Source organism: Corallococcus sp. AB038B (assembly GCF_003668955.1).
GTDB classification, from domain to species: Bacteria; Myxococcota; Myxococcia; order Myxococcales; family Myxococcaceae; genus Corallococcus; species Corallococcus exiguus.
Genome location: NZ_RAWO01000002.1, coordinates 1,197,968 through 1,216,408 on the forward strand (window position 1 = coordinate 1,197,968; position 18,441 = coordinate 1,216,408).

Genomic DNA, 18,441 nt, shown 5'->3' on the forward strand with positions numbered 1-18,441 from the left:
CCGCGCCGGGTCACCCCCAGGAAGAAGCCTTCATGTCTCTGCTCGTCGTCGGTTCAATCGCGCTGGACTCGCTGGAAACGCCCTTCGGCAAGAAGGAGGACGTGCTGGGTGGCTCGGCCACCTACTTCTCCACGTCCGCGTCCTTCTTCAGCCCCGTTCAGCTGGTGGCGGTGATTGGCGAGGACTTCCCGGAGGCGCACCTGCAGTTCCTGCGCGGGCGCGGAATCGACCTGGAGGGGCTCACCCGTGAGGCCGGCCGCACCTTCCGCTGGAAGGGCAAGTACGGCTGGGAGCTCAACGAGGCGCAGACGCTGGACACCCAGCTCAACGTCTTCGAGTCCTTCTCGCCCAACCTGCCGGCCGCCTACCGCGAGACGCCCTACGTCTTCCTGGGCAACATCCACCCGGAGCTCCAGTCGCGCGTGCTGGACCAGGTGAAGGCGCCCAAGCTGGTGGCCGCGGACACGATGAACTTCTGGATCCAGGGCAGCCGTCCCGCGCTGCTCAAGACGCTCCAGCGCGTGAACCTGCTCTTCATCAACGACGCGGAGGCGCGCCAGCTGTCCGGCGAGCACAACGTGGTGAAGGCCGCCCGCGCCATCCTGGCCATGGGCCCGTCCCGCGTGGTCATCAAGCGCGGCGAGCACGGCGCGCTCCTCTTCGACCAGGACCACATCTTCGCCTGCCCGGCCTTCCCCCTGTCGGAGGTGTTCGACCCCACCGGCGCGGGTGACACCTTCGCCGGCGGCTTCATGGGCACCCTGGCCAGCTCCGGCGCCGGCAAGGTGGATCAGCAGGTGCTGCGCAAGGCCATGGTCATGGGCAGCGTGATGGCGTCCTTCACCGTGGAGAAGTTCAGCCTGGAGCGCCTGCGCGAGGTGCAGCGCCCGGAGATCCACGCCCGCTTCGCCGAGTTCAAGAAGCTCACCCACTTCGACGACCTGGGCCCGCTGGGCGGGTAGGGGAGCACGAGCAAGAGGGCGGATGGCCCGGTGTGGAACTTGACGGGCCGCACCCACCCTTCCTAGGCTCGGGCGGACGCAGTGGATGAATAAATCCGATGCGGACGTCCTTTTTCAGCGCCGACGTGGACGGGAAGGTGCCACGTCGGGAGGTCCCCGGGTTGAGCGACAATCGAAAGTACGCGCGGGTCGGCACCCACCTGCGCTGCTGGTGCGAGGGTGAGAACGTGACCCTGTATGCACGCATCGCCAACCTGAGCGAGGGCGGCCTCTTCTTGAGGACGAGCACCCCGCTGGCGGCGGGGACGCGGACGCAGGTGAGGCTCACCCAGCAGGCGACGGACACGCAGTTGCAGGCGCAGGCCACGGTCGTCTGGTTGCGGCAGGAAGTGCAGCCGGCCGGCCGCCCTCCGGGCATGGGCCTGAGATTCGAAGCGTTGGACGCGGACGCGCTGACGAGTCTGCGGCGCATCATCTCCCAGCAGCAAACCCACCCCTAGGGTTCCCATGCGCATCGCCGTCATCTCCGACATCCACTCCAACATCGAGGCCCTCACGGAGGTGCTGAGGGTGGCGGAGCACCAGAAGGTGGACCGCTTCGTGTCGCTGGGGGACATCGTCGGTTATGGGGCGTCCCCCAACCCGTGCTGCGACCTGGTGCGCTCGGTGGCGGAGATCACGCTGCTGGGCAACCACGACGCGGCGGTGGCGGGGCGGATGGACTACTCGTACTACTACGACGCCGCCCGGCACGCGCTCGACTGGAGCGCCAACGTCATCTCCGACGAGAACCTGGCCTGGCTGCGCAGCCTCCCGTACACGTACCGCATTGGCGAGGTGGGCTTCTGCCACGGTTCGCCCATCGACCCGAAGGCGTACGAGTACATCTTCGCGCTGGAGCAGGCGCGGGAGCTGACGCCGTACGTGGCGGAGCTTCCGGAAGTCACCTTCATTGGCCACAGCCACCTGTGCCGCGCGTTCGCCATTGGCAACGGCGAGGTGAACGACGTGGTCGCGCAGAAGTTCGTGCTGCGCAAGGGCTACAAGTACATCGTGTCCGTGGGGAGCGTGGGCCAGCCGCGCGACTACGACAACCGGGCCTGCTTCGTCATCTGCGACACGGATGCGCGCACGGTGGAGTACCTGCGCGTGGAGTACGACATCGAGACCTCCGCGCAGAAGATCTTCGACGCGGACCTGGCGCTCAACTTCGGCAAGCGGCTGTTCCTGGGCGTGTAGGCCAGGCCTGCCGCACCCCATGCGGAAAAGGGGCGCGGCCGGACGGAAGGTGGCATAAACCGGGGCCGTGCGCCCCCAGGTCCTCCGTCCGAAGCGGCCCATCATGGGCCTTGGCCTCGCAGCCTTCCTGTTCGTCGCCGGGTGCAGTCGCTCGCCCGCGCCGCCCTCGCCCGAGTTCGAGCAGGCCAGCCGCCGGTGGACAGCGCTCTACGCCCAGAAGCTGGACGACGCGTACCTGGACCCCTCCATCGGGGAGATTGAGGCGCAGCTGCAGCGCGTGCCCGCGGACAGCGTGGACTCCCTCGCGTCCCAGTCACTGCTCCAGCGCATCCAGGAGGGCCGCACGCGCATGCAGGCGGCCCAGGAGGAGCAGCGCCGCGCGGTGGCCAGCGCCGGTACGCTGCCCACGATGGACCCCTCCTCGACAGATTTCCCGCGCCAGGCCGAGCCCGTGGCGGAGGAGCCCGTGGACGCCGGGCCGGCGGACGCCGGGGTGATTGCCGGGCCCCAGTCGGGCACCCCGGCCTCCGAGCTGGTGGCGGGCTTCCGTGGCTGCTTTACCCGCGGCTCGCCCGTCACGGTGGAGGGGCGGGGGATGCGGGATACCTGGCAGCTGAGCGACCGGGCGTCCTGCCAGCTGGAGTTCCCCAGCCACCGGGACACCACGCTGGTGGTTGAAGACGGCCGTGTGCTGGCGCTGTTACCCAAGAGCGCCATGCGGACCGTGCGCCGTTATGAGGACGGCGGCACGGTGCCCGCGGACAATGGCGGGCGTTGAACTTCTCTCTTTCAAGAGCTGACGACCTTCGATGAACGAACAGACCTTCATGAAGTTGATGCGCGTGCTCCCCAAGTCGGCGGTGTCCTCCGCGGTGGGGCTGGCCACGCGCCTGCCCGCGCCCGCGCCGGTGCACCACTGGGCCATGCGCACCTTCGCCAAGGCGTACAACGTGGACATGGAGGAGGCGGAGCACGCCTTCGAGAAGTACCCGACCTTCGCCCAGTTCTTCACCCGCGGCCTGAAGCCGGGCCTGCGCCCGGTGGACGCGGGTGAGAAGGTCGTCGTGTCCCCGGTGGACGGCCGGGTGTCCCAGGTGGGCTACGCGGACAACGGCCGCTGCCTGCAGGCCAAGGGCATCGAGTACACGGTGGACGAGCTGCTGGGGGACTCGCAGGCCGCGAAGCCCTTCCACGGCGGCGCCTGGACGACGGTGTACCTGTCCCCGCGCGACTACCACCGCATCCACTCGCCGCTGGGCGGCACCATCACCGGGTACGCGTACATTCCGGGTGAGTTCTGGCCGGTGAACCCCGCGTCGGTGAAGAACAAGCAGTCGCTGTTCTGCGTGAACGAGCGGCTCGTCACCTACCTGGACACCGTGGCCGGCAAGGTGGCGGTGGTGAAGGTGGGCGCCACCTGCGTGTCGCGCATCAAGGCGTCCTACGAGGACATCACCACGCACGTGGGCCAGCCCGGCAAGGTGCACAACTACGGGGCGGGCATCCCGGTGGAGAAGGGCGGCGAGCTGGGCCGCTTCGAGATGGGCTCCACCGTCATCCTCTGCTTCGAGCCCGGCCGCGTGCGTTGGGATGACAGCATGCAGCCGGAAGCGGTGGTGCGCATGGGCACGCGTATCGGAGTCATCACGTGAGCCAGAAGATCAACGGCGTGAAGGGGATGAACGACCTTCTGCCGGGCGAGATTGAAGTCTGGCAGTTCGTGGAGTCGACCGCGCGCACGCTGTTCGGCCGCTTCGGCTACGGCGAGGTGCGCACTCCGATGGTGGAGGACACGGCCCTCTTCGTGCGCAGCGTGGGCGAGGAGACGGACATCGTCGGCAAGGAGATGTACACCTTCGAGGACAAGGGCGGCCGCAGCCTGTCCCTGCGTCCGGAGGGCACGGCGCCCGCGGCGCGCGCGTACATCGAGCACTCGGTGAGCAACCAGGAGCCGGTGTCGCGCTGGTTCTACATGGGGCCCATGTTCCGCTACGAGCGGATGAAGACGGGCCGCTACCGTCAGTTCTCCCAGATTGGCGCGGAGGCCTACGGCGCCAAGGAGCCCGCGCAGGACGCGGAGCTGATGGACGTGGTGGTGCAGTTCCTGGAGGCCCTGGGCCTCACGGACGTCACCCTGAACATCAACTCGCTGGGCGACGACAACTGCCGGCCTGCGTACCACGCCAAGCTGGTGGAGTACCTGAACGCGCACCGCGAAGAGCTGTGCGCGGACTGCCAGCAGCGGCTGGAGCGCAACCCGCTGCGCGTCCTGGACTGCAAGAACGAGAAGTGCCAGGCGGTGGCCGCGGCCGGGCCCAACGTGCTCGAGTTCCTCTGTGAGCCGTGCCGCACGCACTTCACGGACCTTCAGCGCAAGCTGGGTGCGCTGGGCATCCGCTACGTGGTGAACCACCGGCTGGTGCGCGGCCTGGACTACTACACGCGCACCGTCTTCGAGTTCATCGCCTCGCACCCCGCGCTGGGCACCGCCAGCACGGTGGGCGGCGGCGGGCGCTACGACAAGATGATGAAGGGCCTGGGCGGGCCGGACGTGCCCGCGGTGGGCTACGCCATGGGCCTGGACCGGCTGGTGCTGCTGCTGAAGGAGAGCGGCAAGACGTTCACCCAGCGGCCGGACCTGTTCATCGCCGTGGCGGACGAGGGCTCCCAGGACGAGGGTCTGAAGCTCGCCAGCCGCCTGCGCCGCGAAGGCCTCAAGGTGGACTTCGACACGCGCGGCGGCAGCCTCAAGAGCCAGATGAAGCGCGCGGACAAGTCCGGTGCCCGCTTCACGCTGGTGCTGGGAGAGCAGGAGCGCACCAGCGGCCAGGCGAAGCTCAAGCCCATGGCGGGGGGTGAGCCCGTTCCCGTGGCGCTCGACAGCGTCGCCGCCACCGTGCGCGCGCAGCCGGATGCCCCGGCTCCGGCCCCCGCGGCCTGATCCAACCCCACCCTCCGGCATGACGCGCCAGGCCGGAGGGGAGGGGGGCGGCCTGTCTTCCCAGAAAACCCGGGAGTAAAGGTGTTAAGCAGCGTAAGTCCTGGGAATCGCTGGGGGATTGAGGCTTCGGAGATTCGCGGACATTGAGAGGGTGGAGTAAGATTCCATCCGCAATGTCGAGCGCTCCCCAGCCCGGTTCCATGATCGATGGCCCACGTTGGATCCCTGTCGCCGGGGACAGCATGTGGCCGTCGTTGCGTGCGGGTGACGTGGCGGAGGTGGAGCCGCTGATGGAGGCGCCGCGCCCGGGTGAGGTGGTGCTGGCGCGCTTCGAGTCCTCGCTGGTGTTGCACCGGGTGCGGTGGTGCGACGGCAGCCTCTGTGCGCTTCGTGGGGACAATGGCGCCATGGAAGATCCGCCGCTGCCTCTCATCCGTATCCTCGGACGGGCGCGGCGTGTGCGCCGGGGAGGCACGCTGCTGGAGATGGACCGTTGGGACGTGGGGCCCCGGCGGCTGGGCCGCTGGCGCGCGACGCTGAAGCGCCAGGTGGCCGCGTGGCTGGGAAGGACGGGCCGCGCATGAGCTTTCAGGAAGGCAGCGTTCCCCGGAAGCGTTTGGGGACCTCGGGGGAGGGCTTCGGCGCGGACTTCCTGGTGCTGGACGCGGAGGGGCGCACGCTGCGCGGGCTCAACCCGACGGCGGCGCGCATCTGGGCGCTGTGCGACGGACAGCGCACGGCCCGGGCGGTGGCGGAGCAGGTGGCTTCCGAGTTTTCGACTGACGTCGGTCCGGTGCTGACCGACACGCTGGGCTTCCTGGGGGAGCTCCAGCGGCGAGGTCTGTTGGACGAAGTGCGCGCGCCGGCCGGTGCCGCGCCTCTGGAGGAGACATGATGCGGGCGCTCGTGGCCGTGCTGGCGGGGGCGATGGTGCTGTCGGCGTGCTCGGAAGGGGTGTCCCCCCTGCCGCCGCCGTCGGCCGTGAAACCGGGGCAGGGCAGCGGCTCCGTCACCCCCGTGGATCCGACGGACGTGCTGGCCGGTGGCGGGAGCGTGGCCCGGCCGCCGCCTCCGGCACCCGCAGGCGAAGAGCCGCCTCCTGACGAAGTCTTCGAGGAGGAGCCGCCGCCGGTGCCGCTGCCGCCCCCGACCGGGAGCGCGGAGGTGGTGGGCGTGGGCTCGGAGCCCGCGGCTTTGTCCGAGGTGCAGCAGGTGGACGTGGACTTCGTGGTGAGCGGCGTGCGGAACAAGGGCCTGGTGGACGTGGAGTTCATCGCGCCGGGCGGCCGTCCCTACGAGAAGCGGAGCGCGACGGTGGAGGCGCCGCCGGAGGAGACGCGCACGCTGCGCTATTCGCTGCCGGTGGCGGGCACCCCGGTGTCCATGACGCGCATGACGGGCACCTGGCAGGTGCGCTTCTTCCTGGATGGGGCGCAGCTGGCCGCCACGTCCTTCACCCTGGAGCCGTGACGTGAGGCACGCCATGAACGTCCGCATCCTCGCGCTCTTCGCCGTGCTGTTGCCCGCGGTGGGCTTCTCCCAGACCTGGACCGTGCGCCCCGTCCCTTCCGCCGGCGAGACCGTCGCGCGCGTGGTGATGGGCGACGCGTCCGAGCTCGTCGTGGAGGTGACGAACACGACCACGGCCACGAGCGACGCCCGCCTGTCGGAGGTGTCGTTCGTCCTCCCCATCGGCTACCAGCTCCTGGGCGGCCTGCCGGCGGAGGCGAATCCGAACTGGAAGGTCGATTACATCGACGCCAACGAGCGGCGCATCACCTTCCAGTCCACGCTGGGCTGCGTGGACGAAGGGCGCGGCCTGGCGCGCAACGAGACCGCGCGCTTCGCCCTGAACGTGGTGGCCCCCGCGGACCGCAACAGCGACAACGCCACCGAGCGCTTCGTGGCGGGCACGTACGGCCGCGACCAGTGCGACGGCACGAACTACGACGTCACCCTTGGCAGCCCGACTCAATGGACGCGCACCATCCTGGCCGCGAACGTGACGCTGCTGCCGCGCGTGCTGGCTGTCAACGGCTCCACCGTGGCGCGCGTGGTGGTGGAGAACCGGGGCACCGGCACGGCGTCCAACGTGACCGTGGACAACCCCACCTCCACGAGCAGCGTGCCCCTCACCACCGTGACCAAGGACGCTGGCAAGCCTGTGGCGGTGCGGTCCGCGGGCGTCTTCGCGGTCAATCTGAAGCCCACCGCCGCCGGCGCCGTGGCCGCGCGCGTCCGGGCGCGCACGAGCAACGCGAACGCGCCGCTGGTGGACTCTCCCCTGGCGAATGTGGGCAACCTGGTCGCGGCGGCGGACATGGACGTCGTGGACGCGTTCGCCGGTGATCAGGTGACGCTGCGCTTGATTGTGTTCAACACGTCCACCGCGAATTCGTACACGCAGGTGCGTCCGCGCACGCCGGTGCTGATGGGCAACGCGACGGCGTCGCTCGTGTCCGGTCCGTCGCCGGAGAGCGTGGCGCAGCTGGCTCCGGGGGCTTCCGCGCAGTTCACGTGGCGCTATCAGGTGTCGGGCGCGCCCGGCGCCAGCTACCAGTTCCAGGCGCAGGTGGACGGGACGCTCAACGGTTCGGCGGTGGCGGGGGACCTGGTCACGGCTCGCAAGGGCCGCATCGTGGAGCACCGCGTGCGGCTGAGCCATGAGACGGTGTCCACGGCGGCCACGTCCCTGACGGTGGGCTACACGGTGCAGAACCGGGGCACGCTGCCCATCTACGAGGTGAAGCTGTTCAAGCCCGCGGTGAACTACTTCTCCGTGGCGGCGTCAGGGCCACAGGCGTTCGGGGACTGGAACGTCTACACGGACACGACCAGCTACCTCTGGGAGTCGGAGTCCGGCATCCCGGTGGGCGGCGAGGCCACCTTCCGCATCACCTATTCGGGCTTCACCGCCGTCCTCGCTGACACGGCGTTCCGCCACCGGTTGGAGCTGAACCAGGGCTGGAACGATCCGCGCATCCGCGTGGAGGGGACGGTGACGCTGCTCGCCGGCACCGCGTCTCCAGACGTGGGCCGCCTCACCGGCGTGGCCCGCGACGGCAGCGTGACGCTCACGTGGGACAACCCCTTCAACCACGGTGGCACGCTGGTGCTGCGCGCCCAGGGGACGAATCCGCCCAACATCGCGCCGACCAGCGGCGTGCGCTATGCGGTGGGCGACGTGCTGGGCAACGCGACGGTGGCCTACGAGGACGAGTTCAGCTCCGCGTCGTCCATGACGGACACGGCGGTGACGAACGGCACGACGTACACCTACCGCGTGTTCAACGCGGATGATCAGCTGCGGTACGGGCCCGGCAATCAGCCCACCTCGCAGGGGCTGCTGGCCACGCCCCGGGCGCGCGTGGCGGGCAACCCGCTGTGGTGCTACTCGATGGGGCTGGCCTCGCGGCACCAGCCCATCACCGAACTGGGTGTCGGCATCTTCAGCTCGTTCAACGACTCGGTGGTGGGCCTCCTCACGAACACCGTGAACCCGTCCGAGGACGGCGCGGAGCGATTCCGGCCAGTAGCGCTGGCGGGCGCGATTGGCAGCCGCTTCCCGGTGGTACCGCTGCTGGGCCGGCCCGGTCAGCAGTGGATTGTGGTGGGTGACACTACCGGCGTGCCGGCGGTGCTCAACGCGGCCACGGGCGAGTTCCTCTGGAAGAACACCACGCTGGGCCTGGGGAACATCAGCTCGTTCCCGGTGACGCAGCTGCTGGACTACGCGAACCCGGAGTACCGGACGACGTACTCGAACGTGGACCTGGCCATCTTCGCCACGCGCAACACGTCCGCGCAGAACCAGGTGGTCGCGCTGAACGCGGCCACCGGCGCGCTCATCTGGCGCTACCGGCCCGGGGACCTGGGCATGGTGAGCGGCGGCATGCTGATGGACTACACGATGAACCGGCTCTACGTGCCGACCCGGTCGGGCACGAGCGCGGACACGCTGCGCGTGCTCAACAGCCTCACGGGCGCGGAGGTGGCGCGGCTCGAACTGGGCGACCTGGAGTTCGGTGTCGTCCGCAACGCCACGAGCAACCAGATCCTGGTCACCGCCAACGACGGCCGGGTGCACGGCGTGACTCCGTCCAACTACGAGCTTGCGTGGACCGTCCAGGTGGACAGCGCCTCGCAGCGGACGTTCTCCCACTTCGCACGGCCCCAGGGGCGGGGCTTCGTGGTGAGCCGGACGAACAGCACGGTGGAGCGCTATGAGATGGACGCGACCAACGTGCCCAAGCAGCTGTGGTCGACGCCCATCGAGAACCCGTCCGGCTCCTTCACCCTCAACCAGAACGGCGTGGCGCGCCTCTACGTCGGCAGCACGGACGGAAAGGTCCACCAACTGGAGCTGGAGGGTGGGGCGGACACCGGGCAGGTGACCGTGGGCCCGGCGCAGGCCATCGGCGTGCCGACCATCGATCACACCGTAAGCCGGTTGCATGTCGGTACCACGGATGGTCGAATCTGTGCCTTCCCGGTGCCCTTCTAGGTGGGCCATCACGTGAGCCAACGACCTTCACAGCCTCCAGCGGGTCCCTCCGTGCCGAAGCCGCCGGCCGCGCCCGCCGTGTACGTGCCTCCCGCCATCTTGTGGGAGCAGCCCTTCGTCGCGCTGGCGCAGCTGTCCATGTGCACCATCCCCGGCGAATCGGAGTGCATGCCGTGAACAGCGGGGACCCCCTGTCGGGTCCCCGTGACGGCGCGCTCCGGATCACCCTGGCCGGGTGGACCGTGGCGCTCGATGTGGAGGATGACGCGCTCGCCGGTCCGCTCCGGCGCGTGTTCGGCGCGTTCCTCGCTCCAGATGCCGTGGCTTCCGATGCCCGGCTGGCGATGCGGAACCCTCTCAGTCCGATTGCTCCCCCCACGGTGCAGGAGCTGCCCCGGCTGGAGCCGGGTGACTCGGGGACGCTGCGCGTGGAGGGCGCCGGGTACTCCGCGGTGCTCTCCCCGGACCGGTGCCACGCGGACGTCATCGGGTCGGGTCGGTACCCGGTGGAGAACGTGATCAAGGTGATGCTCGCGTCCGCGCTGGCGAAGCGTGGCGGGCTGCTCATCCACGGCGTGGGGCTGGTGCACGAGGGCCGGGCCGCGCTGTTCGTGGGGCACTCCGGTGCGGGCAAGAGCACCCTCGGCGGGCTGTGGCGCGAGGCGGGCGGGACGGTGCTCGCGGATGAGTTGGTCGCGGTGTGGCCCGTGGAGGGTGGTGGGTGGCGAGCGGCGGGAACGCCCTGGAACGTACCGACCCGGACCACCGAGGCAGCGCTCGCCGCGGTGGGCACATTGGGCTGGGACTCAGCTTCGCGGTGGGAGGCGCAGGGGGCGGGGGAGGTGGCCCGTGTGCTGCTGCTGAATGCGCTGTTGCCCGAGCCCACGCCCGCGGGCCGGGGGGCGCTGGTGGGCGCGGCTGGACGCGTGCTGTCGTCCGTGGAGACCACCCGGCTCGTGTTCTCGCGGGATGCCAGCGCGGCGGAAGTGGTGCGGGCGCGGCTGGCATAGCGGGGGCTCGCGCTCGCCTCGCGTCTGCGTTACAGCGGGCGTGGGAGGCGGACGCTGGTGGCTGAGACGCGGGTGCCGTTGACGGTGATCGCTGGACCCACGGCGTCGGGGAAGACGGCGTTGGCCATCGCCTGGGCTCGCGACGCGGGCGGGGAGATCGTCAGCGCGGACTCGCAGCAGGTGTACCGCGCCTTCGACATTGGCACCGCGAAGCCATCCGCCGAGGAGCTGGCCGCCGTGCCGCACCACCTGGTCTCCTGCGTGGATCCGCTCGAGCCCTTCTCCGCCGCCGAGTACCAACGCCGCGCGGACGCGGCCATCGCGGACATCGCCTCGCGGGGCCGGCGGGTGTTCGTCGTCGGCGGCACCGGCCTGTACCTGCGCATCCTGCTGCACGGCGTGGTGGACGCGCCCGGCGCCCTGCCTTCGCTGCGCGCGGAGCTGGAGACGCTCGCGGCGGAGCAGGGGAGGGAGGCCGTGCACCGCCGGCTGGCCGAGGTGGATCCGGAGACCGCGGCGAAGCTGCCCCCCCAGGACCTGGTGCGCGTCGTCCGCGCCCTGGAGATCCACGCGCAGACAGGCGTGCCCGCATCCGAGTTCCGCCGCGCCCATGCCTTCGCGCCGGACCGCTATCCCTTCCAGCTCTACGTGCTGGATCCGCCGCGCGAGTCCCTCTACGCCGCCATCAACGCGCGCACGGAGGCGCTCTTCTCCCGGGGGCTCGTGGAGGAGACACGGGCCTTGTTGGAGCAGGGCTACGCGGACGCGGCACCCATGCGCAGCGTCGGCTACGTGCAGGCCCGTGCCGTGGTGGAGGGGCGGATGACCCGCGAAGCGGCCATCGCCGACACCGCGCAGGAAACCCGGCGCTACGCCAAGCGGCAGCTCACCTGGTTCCGCAAGGAGCCCGGCGCGATGTTCCTGTCGCCACCGTACGCTCGTCCTGCCCTCTAGGCGCGGCAGGCCGCCCTGGCCCCTGCTCGCCGTTCCGCCTCATTTCGTCCTGCGGCGCCGATTGTTCGCGCCCGGTCGCGCGCCCATCTTCCACGAGGAAGCGCTACCCCCACCACGTCCACTCCCGGACCGACAGGCGGCCGAGGGCCCGAGGCGGGCAGCCATCACAGTGGAGATCGCCATGCGAACAAACGTCGAACGCGCGCCGGAGACCCAGCCGGACCGTCCCTCCCGGGGAGCCTCCGCCATGTGGGGCGGCCCCTTCCTCCTGGGCATGCTGACGGCAATCGCGGGGGTCGTGCTGCTGGGCGCCACGTTCTTCACCAGCATGGTCACCGTCTTCTTCGTGGGAATGATGCTGGTGATTGGCGGCGTCCTGGAGATCGCAGCGGCGGTCCGCTCACGCAGCGAAAGCCGGAGCGCCTTCTGGTCCTTCATGCTGGGAGGCGTCCTCACCACCGTGGTCGGCATCCTCACCGTCATGTACCCGGCCGCGGGGCTGGCCTCCCTCACGCTGCTGATCGCCGGCTACTTCTTCGCCAGCGGCCTCTTCCACGTCATCACCTCCGTCATGGACCGCTACTTCCAATGGGGATGGGACCTGGCCTACGGCCTCATCTCCCTGGTCCTGGGCCTCAGCGTGATGGCCAGGTGGCCCTCGTCCTCCGTGTGGCTCGTGGGCACGATGGTGGGGCTCGCCGTCTTCTTCCGAGGCATCTCGATGATGTCCGGCTCGCTCATCCTGCGGCGGGGACTGCACCGCGTGGAGGCTTGAGCACCAGAATGACACCCTCTGGCGCTCATTCACTTTGGGTGAAGTAAGGATATCGGCGGGTGAAGTCTCGGCCGGGGGGACCGGCGCCGGTGCTCGGCGCCGGACCGGTTCGCGGCCTACTTCGCCTGCTTGTGCGCGTCGTCGAACTGGTCGGAGAACTGATCCCGCGACACGTGCTTCAGGTCGCCCTTGGCGTCCGGACGCTCCAGCGTGAAGTCGTGGATGGTGCCGCGCACCAGGTACTCCTGATCCCGCGCGGAGTTCATGCTCGCGCGCTCGCGGTAGGTGAAGCTGGGCTTCGTCGGATCCACGCCGACGTCCGCGAGGATCGGTCGCTCGTGGGGCTCCGGATGCCACACCGGCGTGCCGGGCTGGCTGCGGTTCACGGCCGTCTCGTCCAGGCCCGGATGCGTGGACGTGCGGATGTCCCGCTGGATGTCGAACTGATCGAAGACGTCCCCGCCCTTCGCGTCGCGCGCCGGGTTGTGGACGATGCGGCTCTTGCCGTAGTCCGGGTTGTCCACGAGCTTCTTCTCCGTGGCATGGCCATCCACGCCCACGGGCACGCCGCTGAAGGACGTGAAGGGCGAGTGGGCCTTCGTCTCCTTCGCGCCGTCCACGTGAGCCGTCAGCGTCACCGTGCGGTCCTTCGCGTCCACCGGCTGCAGCGTGCCGTCACGGTCGATGGCCGACTTCGGCGTGTCGTACTTCGGCTGGACCTCGTTGAAGGGGAAGTTGTCCCGACGGGTCAGCTCCACTTCCGGCCGGATGCGCGGCGCGAACTGGTTGTTGCCGCCGTCACGCCGATCCTCGACGTCCATGATGTCGCTCATGATGTCGTGCTGCTGGAACTTGATCCGGTTCTGCTCGGCGCGGAGCTTGAGCGCCTGATCCTCCTGCGACGGGACCTTCGTGGAGAACGAACGGGTGAACTCCGGCGCGTGCTTGAGCAACCGGGACGACGTCTGGCTGGCGCGAAAGAACTTCGAGGCGAGCATGAGGGATTCCCTTTTGATGGAGCATGAAGTGCGAAGCTTCATGCGTTTGTAGGGATTATCCCGTCAGCGTGATTGTGGTTGCGTGCAGGTAGATGTCAGGACGCAAAACGGTCTTCGCCGAATGTTTCCGCGACCGAGGGGCGGATGACGTCGCGCGGCGAGCCGAGCGGGTCCGGCACGCGGCCGGTGAGCTGGCACAGGAGGCGCTCCGGGTTCACCGGCTTGGGCAGGAAGGCCTCCGCGCCCGCGTCGAGCGCACGCTGCCGCACGTGCGGACGGTTGAGGCCGCTCATCACCAGCACTCGCGTGTCGCGGGTGAGCGGGTGCTGCTTGAGGCCTTCACACAGACGCAGGCCGTCCACCCAGTGCAGCACCACGTCCAACAGGATGGCGGTGGGCGGACGGCGCGCCACCGCGCAGAACAGCGCCAGCTCGTCCGCGAAGGACACCACGCGCGCGCCGGTGCTCTCCAACAGCAGCGTGAGCGCCTCGCGCGTGTCCGCGTCGTCGTCCACCACGTAGTACAGGTCCGGCTCCACCTCCGGCACCAGCGTGGGCACGGGCTCGATGGGCGTGCGAAGCCACGAGCCCACCACCTCGCGCACGCCCGACCAGCGCGCCGCGGACAAGAGACCCAGCGGAGTAGGGGAGCTCAACCCCAGCACGCCACCGCCGTACACGCCGCCCGAGGTGTGCTTCGCGCGCGCCGCGACGAACGCCGCTGGAGCCCGCTTGCCCGCGCGGCGCAACCACGTGAGGGAGCGCGCTCCCGCCGCCGCGTCCTCCATCAGCTCGCCCAGCCCGTCGCGCACGTAGCGCCGCTCCAGCGACGGTGCGTCCAGCCCGCCATCCAGCAGCGCCACCGCGGCGCGGCTGCACGACGCCAGCGTCTCCGACAGGCCCACCTGCAGCGGATGGCCGAAGGCCGCGGGGCCCACGACCAGTTGCCCGGGCGCCACCAGCGTGCGGCCGGGGCCGAAGGGCAGGCGCGTCGTCTCCAGGGTGGTCAGCTCGAAGCCCTCATCGAGCAGGCCATCGCGCGCGGCCATCATCAGCACCTGGCACAGGTCCGCGGGCGTCACCGCCGCGCCAAAGGCCAGCGCGTACACGGACGACGCGCCCGGGATGAGGAACAGCGCATCCACGGTCGGCAGCGGCGCGACCCACAGCCGCGCCACCGGCGCCAGGTCCCGGCCCGGCATCCCGCCCTGGATGCGTGCCTGCACCGCCGGCATGGACGGCGCCGGCTTGAAGCCCTTGAAGAAGGCGTCACCCAACAGCGGCCCCGCGCCGGCTGCCAGCGCCACCGCGTGGAAGCGCTCGCCGCTGCCCTGCGCGCGGACGACCAGGGGCCCCGCGTTGCGCACCGCCGTGGGCGCGTCCGGTGCGGGCGCCTGCCGCTCCACGCGCTCCACGTGGCGGTTCACGAACCGGGCGCCCTGCGCGCTGGCCGCCGTGGACAGCACGTGGCGCACCATGTCCAGGCCGCCTTCGCCCCGGGGCCAGCCATCCACGACCCAGAGGCCGCCGGCCGCGCAGGGCAGCAGCTCGCGCTCGCCCTGGGAGATGATCTCCACGCCGCGCAGCTCGTGCGCGCGCCACTCCGGAGGAATGCGGCAACCCAGCGCGGCGAGCCGCGAGCGGCACTCCGGCGTGAGCAGGGCAGGGGGCGCGGTGCGCTCCTCGGTGCCTCCCGTGTAGACGCGCACGTCCAGGGCCACGCCCCGCGCACGGCCGTTGAAGAGAAGAGAGGCCGCCAGCCCCGCCCCGGCGATGCCGCCGCCGACGATCGCCACCCTCGAACCACTCGACAGCTTGCTGGTCCCGCTCATCGCGCGCCCTCGTTCCCGTCCCGCCGTCAGTGCCGCTGCGCCGCCGGTGAGTGGACCGACTGGCCGTACACCACCACCCGGTCGCGCCCCTCCCGCTTGGCCTCGTAGAGCGCGGCGTCCGCCGCCTTCAGCAAGGCCTCCGTGCTCTCACGCGGGGAGTCGGACGTGTGGTCCGCCACGCCCACGCTGATGCTCAACCCGAAGGGCGCCGGGCGCCCGTCACCACGCTGCACGTTCACGCCGCGCAGCTCCGTTCGCAGGCGCTCCGCGAACACCGCGGCCTCATGCGACGTCTGGTGCGGCAGCAGCACGACGAACTCGTCCCCGCCGAAGCGCGCCGCGAAGTCGGACTCGCGCAGGTTGCCCTGCATCAGGGTGGCCAGGGCCAGGATGGCGCGGTTGCCCACGTCGTGGCCCATGCCGTCGTTGATGGCCTTCAGGTGGTCCAGGTCGATGACCACCACGCTCATCGCGTAGCCGTAGCGCAGGGCGCGCTTGAACTCGTCCTCCAGCCGCACGGACAGCGCCCGGAAGTTCGCCAGGCCCGTGAGCGCGTCCGTCTGCGCCAGCACCTGGAGCTTGCGCTGCTGCTCGCTCTGGCGGACCGCGCGGTCGATGCGGGCGAGCAACTCGCGCGAGCTCGCCGGCTTGTGGATGAAGTCCACGGCGCCCATCTCCAGGCATCGCTCCAGGGTCGCCTCGTCCGCGTCCCCCGTAAGGAAGATGACCGGCACCATCTCCGTGCGCACGTCGCCCTGGAGCGTCTCCAAGACCGCCAGCCCATCCCCGGAGGGCAGGAAGCGATCCAGCAGCACCAGGTCCGGGCGGTGTTCGCGCGCCAGCTCCACGCCCGCGTCCGCGTCCGAAGCGGCCAGCACGTCGAAGCGTGGAGCGAGCAGGTCCATCAGGCCTTCGCGCACGCCGATGTCGTCCTCGATGATGAGCAGGAGCGCGCGCTCACTGCTGCGGCCGTGCCGTTCCATGAACTGGTTCGCTCCGCTCGCCTGACCCGAAATGGCAGGCCGAAAGTCTCGGGCGCCACGCCCTTCCAGGTGCTCCCCACGCCCTTGCGCCCCACGCGCACCCGCCGCCGCCTCGTCCTGCAAGCACCCACCCACCCATCCAAACTTCACCCGAGACCTCCGGCTGCCAAGCCCGTCCGCCTCCGCGGGGGCTTTGGGAACCATCCGTTCCGATCACCCGCGTGCCCCTGCCCGAGAGCAAGCCTTGTGCCCCGCGCTTCACCCGCGGGACGGCCTCTTTTCAGGGGGTTGCATGGGGGCCCGCGAGACAGCCAACAAGACAGCCGGAAGACGTTGCAGCGTGGAGCCCGCGCGCACGGTAGGAATTGCCGGACGCGGGCTGCCTACGAGCCAGTGCCCCGAGAGGGGATGGAGCGGCTGATCCGTTGAGAACTCCCCGGAAGCGCGCTCAACGAGGCGCCTCGACGGGGTTGCGGCGAGCAGCGATATGGGGCCCTGGCGCCATTGCATTGGCGCCGGGCCATCACTCCGCTGGGACTTCAGCGCCGGTTCGTGAACTGCACGCGGCGGCCACCGCCTGAGGGAGGCATCATCGGCGGCGCCTCCAGGCCGAACTGCCACCAGAGCGGCTCGTAGGGCTTCATCTTCAGGCGCTTGTCGTTCTGCAACTGAGCGAGGCTGCCCTTGAGCTTCTCGTCGGAGGGGTTCTGCTCCACGCCGCGCGCGAGCACTCGCTGGGCGCTGTCCTTGTCCTTCAACTGGAGGAGGCACCACGCGTACGCGGCCCAGACGATGGATTCCTTCTTGCCGCTCTTCACCGCGGCCTCGAAGGAGGTCTTCATGGAGGGCACGTCGTTGCGGCGGAAGTGCAGGGCGCCCTCCATGGCCTTGGCCATGTAGTTGCGGCCGCTGGCCTTCTCCAGATGGGGCTTGGCGCCGTCCAGGTCCTTCACCATGTACTTCAGCATCCCGATCTGGGCGTGGAGCTCCGGTCCAATCAGGAACTGCCACTTGTCCCAGACGAGGCCCTGCTCCAGCGTCTTGACGGCGCGGTCCACGCGCCCCTGGGCCTCCTTCTGGTTGGCGGGCTGACCCTGGAGATCATTCTGCACCGTCGTCATCAGCGCCTGGACCCGGGTGGAGACCCGGCGGGCGAGCACGATGTAGGCAGCGAAGAAGACGATGACGCCGGGCACGATGCCGGCCCACCACGAGAAGCCGCCGGCGAACTTCACCAGCACGCCGACCGCCAGCCCGATGGCCAGGGAGATGAGGAGGTTGTACATGCGCTGCCCCTTTAGCGGTGTGCGTGGACAGCCGCAATCTTCGGATGCACACGAACCGAAGGCGCGATATACGTTCGGCCGCCTCGCTCACACCCAAGGGGCCCTCTGTCGAAATTGGTAGACGAGGCGGACTCAAAATCCGCTGCGGCTGACCCCGCGTCCCGGTTCGAGTCCGGGGAGGGCCATCTTCAAACGCAGACCCGGCGCCCGAGATGCCGTCCTCTCCGGGCCGCCCGAACGTGAAAGCGCTCCCCTGTTCCCCGCGCTGGAAGATGCGATGAAGGTCCTGCTGGTCGAGGATGATCCGAGCCTCCGCGAAGGAATGGGAGAGCTGGTCTCCGAGCTGGCGGACGTGCAAGCGGTGGGCACCCTCGACGAAGCGCTGCGCGCCCTGGCGGCGGGCCGCTTCGAGTTGGTGATGACCGACATGCGCATCGCCGGGGGCCACACGGACGGCCGGGGCGTCCTGGAGGCCGCGCGCCGGCAGCGCCACCCGGTGGCCATCGTCAGCGCCGCCAGTACGGACGAGGTCGCCCAGGTCCTGCACCCCTCGGTGCCGGACGCGCTGCTGATCAAGCCCTTCCAGGTCGACGACATCATGGAGCTGGTGGAGCGCTTCCTGACGCTCAAGCGCCAGGTGGTCGCCGCCTCCCAGGCGCCCGTGGACAGGGACTCACCGGAGTGGATTGAATCATCACCTGGAGTGAAGTGTGCCGGTGCGGCGCCGGACAGCGACCGGATGTGGATGCGGTTGGCCGCCGAAGCAGCCTTTCCCTGGAACCGTTCCCGGTCCGCCCATGGGGTCCTCCTGCTGGAGGGCGACCTGGAGCTGGACGGCGAGCGTTATGCCGCGCCGTGCTACCTGTTCCTCTCCCAGGGCGCATCGCCCCAGGTGAAGACGCGGGCCGGCGCGCTGGCCGTGTGCGTTCCGCTGCGCGGCTAGTCAAAGAGGTCATT

The 18,441-nt window shown here is 69.9% G+C and carries 19 protein-coding genes and 1 tRNA gene; 16 read left to right on the forward strand and 4 right to left on the reverse strand.

The genetic code is table 11. The features are described 5' to 3' along the window. The first annotated feature begins 32 nt into the window (after positions 1–32). From D7Y04_RS15945 to D7Y04_RS16005, 14 genes are all read left to right on the forward strand, one after another. Positions 33–962 (forward strand): PfkB family carbohydrate kinase, encoded by a 930-nt coding sequence (locus D7Y04_RS15945; RefSeq protein WP_120596391.1) that lies wholly within the window; start codon positions 33–35, stop codon positions 960–962. A 161-nt stretch (positions 963–1,123) separates the two neighbouring features. Beyond that, on the forward strand, positions 1,124–1,462 hold the full coding sequence (locus tag D7Y04_RS15950) for a TIGR02266 family protein (RefSeq protein WP_120577481.1): 339 nt from the start codon (positions 1,124–1,126) through the stop codon (positions 1,460–1,462). Between the two features lie 7 nt (positions 1,463–1,469). Continuing rightward, on the forward strand, positions 1,470–2,201 hold the full coding sequence (locus tag D7Y04_RS15955; protein WP_120526312.1) for a metallophosphoesterase: 732 nt from the start codon (positions 1,470–1,472) through the stop codon (positions 2,199–2,201). A 103-nt stretch (positions 2,202–2,304) separates the two neighbouring features. Then, positions 2,305–2,979 carry a hypothetical protein gene (locus D7Y04_RS15960; protein WP_120596405.1) on the forward strand — a complete coding sequence of 225 codons (675 nt, stop codon included), beginning with the start codon at positions 2,305–2,307 and terminating at the stop codon, positions 2,977–2,979. 31 nt (positions 2,980–3,010) lie between these two features. Beyond that, positions 3,011–3,853, forward strand: a complete 843-nt coding sequence (asd, locus tag D7Y04_RS15965) for an archaetidylserine decarboxylase (RefSeq protein ID WP_120577471.1) — start codon at positions 3,011–3,013, stop codon at positions 3,851–3,853. A gap of 26 nt (positions 3,854–3,879) precedes the next feature. Next, on the forward strand, positions 3,880–5,142 hold the full coding sequence (gene hisS / locus D7Y04_RS15970) for a histidine--tRNA ligase (RefSeq protein WP_216669532.1): 1,263 nt from the start codon (positions 3,880–3,882) through the stop codon (positions 5,140–5,142). Positions 5,143–5,342: 200 nt separating this feature from the next. After that, entirely contained in the window at positions 5,343–5,726 is a 384-nt protein-coding gene (locus tag D7Y04_RS15975; RefSeq protein WP_255428439.1) for a S24/S26 family peptidase, read from the forward strand. Further along, positions 5,723–6,037, forward strand: coding sequence for a PqqD family protein (locus D7Y04_RS15980; protein WP_120596388.1), 315 nt, complete (start codon positions 5,723–5,725; stop codon positions 6,035–6,037). The genes D7Y04_RS15975 and D7Y04_RS15980 overlap by 4 nt, the downstream gene beginning before the upstream one ends. Beyond that, on the forward strand, positions 6,034–6,612 hold the full coding sequence (locus D7Y04_RS15985; protein ID WP_121759847.1) for a hypothetical protein: 579 nt from the start codon (positions 6,034–6,036) through the stop codon (positions 6,610–6,612). The genes D7Y04_RS15980 and D7Y04_RS15985 overlap by 4 nt, the downstream gene beginning before the upstream one ends. A gap of 13 nt (positions 6,613–6,625) precedes the next feature. Then, positions 6,626–9,646: a PQQ-binding-like beta-propeller repeat protein gene (locus D7Y04_RS15990; protein ID WP_121759848.1), complete on the forward strand. Its 3,021-nt coding sequence runs from the start codon at positions 6,626–6,628 to the stop codon at positions 9,644–9,646. Between the two features lie 12 nt (positions 9,647–9,658). Continuing rightward, positions 9,659–9,823, forward strand: a complete 165-nt coding sequence (locus D7Y04_RS44460) for a hypothetical protein (protein WP_158620682.1) — start codon at positions 9,659–9,661, stop codon at positions 9,821–9,823. Further along, on the forward strand, positions 9,820–10,656 hold the full coding sequence (locus D7Y04_RS15995) for a hypothetical protein (protein ID WP_233601442.1): 837 nt from the start codon (positions 9,820–9,822) through the stop codon (positions 10,654–10,656). Before D7Y04_RS44460 ends, D7Y04_RS15995 begins: the two co-directional genes overlap by 4 nt. Positions 10,657–10,728: 72 nt before the next feature. Continuing rightward, positions 10,729–11,610 carry a tRNA (adenosine(37)-N6)-dimethylallyltransferase MiaA gene (gene miaA, locus D7Y04_RS16000; protein WP_121759922.1) on the forward strand — a complete coding sequence of 294 codons (882 nt, stop codon included), beginning with the start codon at positions 10,729–10,731 and terminating at the stop codon, positions 11,608–11,610. Between the two features lie 181 nt (positions 11,611–11,791). Further along, on the forward strand, positions 11,792–12,385 hold the full coding sequence (locus tag D7Y04_RS16005) for an HdeD family acid-resistance protein (RefSeq protein ID WP_233601443.1): 594 nt from the start codon (positions 11,792–11,794) through the stop codon (positions 12,383–12,385). A gap of 116 nt (positions 12,386–12,501) precedes the next feature. Here D7Y04_RS16005 and D7Y04_RS16010 read toward each other — a convergent pair whose 3' ends face one another. The 4 genes from D7Y04_RS16010 to D7Y04_RS16025 all read right to left on the reverse strand — a co-directional run bounded on the left by D7Y04_RS16010 (position 12,502) and on the right by D7Y04_RS16025 (position 17,484). After that, a complete protein-coding gene (locus tag D7Y04_RS16010) occupies positions 12,502–13,383 on the reverse strand; it encodes a hypothetical protein (protein WP_121759850.1) in 882 nt (293 codons plus the stop codon). A gap of 95 nt (positions 13,384–13,478) precedes the next feature. After that, entirely contained in the window at positions 13,479–15,215 is a 1,737-nt protein-coding gene (locus D7Y04_RS16015) for a two-component system response regulator (protein ID WP_121759851.1), read from the reverse strand. A 26-nt stretch (positions 15,216–15,241) separates the two neighbouring features. Beyond that, entirely contained in the window at positions 15,242–16,198 is a 957-nt protein-coding gene (locus D7Y04_RS16020; protein ID WP_120598573.1) for a diguanylate cyclase, read from the reverse strand. A gap of 539 nt (positions 16,199–16,737) precedes the next feature. Beyond that, positions 16,738–17,484 carry a M48 family metallopeptidase gene (locus D7Y04_RS16025; RefSeq protein WP_120598572.1) on the reverse strand — a complete coding sequence of 249 codons (747 nt, stop codon included), beginning with the start codon at positions 17,482–17,484 and terminating at the stop codon, positions 16,738–16,740. A gap of 99 nt (positions 17,485–17,583) precedes the next feature. On the opposite strand from D7Y04_RS16025, the gene D7Y04_RS16030 reads away from it, so the two are divergent. Continuing rightward, positions 17,584–17,669, forward strand: a tRNA-Leu gene (locus tag D7Y04_RS16030). Between the two features lie 92 nt (positions 17,670–17,761). Further along, positions 17,762–18,427 (forward strand): response regulator, encoded by a 666-nt coding sequence (locus D7Y04_RS16035; RefSeq protein WP_120598571.1) that lies wholly within the window; start codon positions 17,762–17,764, stop codon positions 18,425–18,427. The last annotated feature ends 14 nt before the right edge of the window (positions 18,428–18,441 follow it).

What these genes read in the sequence shown, in the direction of transcription:
- D7Y04_RS15945 (WP_120596391.1), top strand. Translation starts at nt 33, where the DNA reads ATGTCTCTGCTCGTCGTCGGTTCAATCGCGCTGGACTCGCTGGAAACG.
- D7Y04_RS15955 (WP_120526312.1), top strand. Translation starts at nt 1,470, where the DNA reads ATGCGCATCGCCGTCATCTCCGACATCCACTCCAACATCGAGGCCCTC.
- D7Y04_RS15960 (WP_120596405.1), top strand. Translation starts at nt 2,305, where the DNA reads ATGGGCCTTGGCCTCGCAGCCTTCCTGTTCGTCGCCGGGTGCAGTCGC.
- asd (WP_120577471.1), top strand. Translation starts at nt 3,011, where the DNA reads ATGAACGAACAGACCTTCATGAAGTTGATGCGCGTGCTCCCCAAGTCG.
- hisS (WP_216669532.1), top strand. Translation starts at nt 3,880, where the DNA reads ATGAACGACCTTCTGCCGGGCGAGATTGAAGTCTGGCAGTTCGTGGAG.
- D7Y04_RS15975 (WP_255428439.1), top strand. Translation starts at nt 5,343, where the DNA reads ATGATCGATGGCCCACGTTGGATCCCTGTCGCCGGGGACAGCATGTGG.
- D7Y04_RS15980 (WP_120596388.1), top strand. Translation starts at nt 5,723, where the DNA reads ATGAGCTTTCAGGAAGGCAGCGTTCCCCGGAAGCGTTTGGGGACCTCG.
- D7Y04_RS15985 (WP_121759847.1), top strand. Translation starts at nt 6,034, where the DNA reads ATGATGCGGGCGCTCGTGGCCGTGCTGGCGGGGGCGATGGTGCTGTCG.
- D7Y04_RS15990 (WP_121759848.1), top strand. Translation starts at nt 6,626, where the DNA reads ATGAACGTCCGCATCCTCGCGCTCTTCGCCGTGCTGTTGCCCGCGGTG.
- D7Y04_RS16005 (WP_233601443.1), top strand. Translation starts at nt 11,792, where the DNA reads ATGCGAACAAACGTCGAACGCGCGCCGGAGACCCAGCCGGACCGTCCC.
- D7Y04_RS16010 (WP_121759850.1), bottom strand. Translation starts at nt 13,383, where the DNA reads ATGCTCGCCTCGAAGTTCTTTCGCGCCAGCCAGACGTCGTCCCGGTTG.
- D7Y04_RS16015 (WP_121759851.1), bottom strand. Translation starts at nt 15,215, where the DNA reads ATGAGCGGGACCAGCAAGCTGTCGAGTGGTTCGAGGGTGGCGATCGTC.
- D7Y04_RS16020 (WP_120598573.1), bottom strand. Translation starts at nt 16,198, where the DNA reads ATGGAACGGCACGGCCGCAGCAGTGAGCGCGCGCTCCTGCTCATCATC.
- D7Y04_RS16025 (WP_120598572.1), bottom strand. Translation starts at nt 17,484, where the DNA reads ATGTACAACCTCCTCATCTCCCTGGCCATCGGGCTGGCGGTCGGCGTG.
- D7Y04_RS16035 (WP_120598571.1), top strand. Translation starts at nt 17,762, where the DNA reads ATGAAGGTCCTGCTGGTCGAGGATGATCCGAGCCTCCGCGAAGGAATG.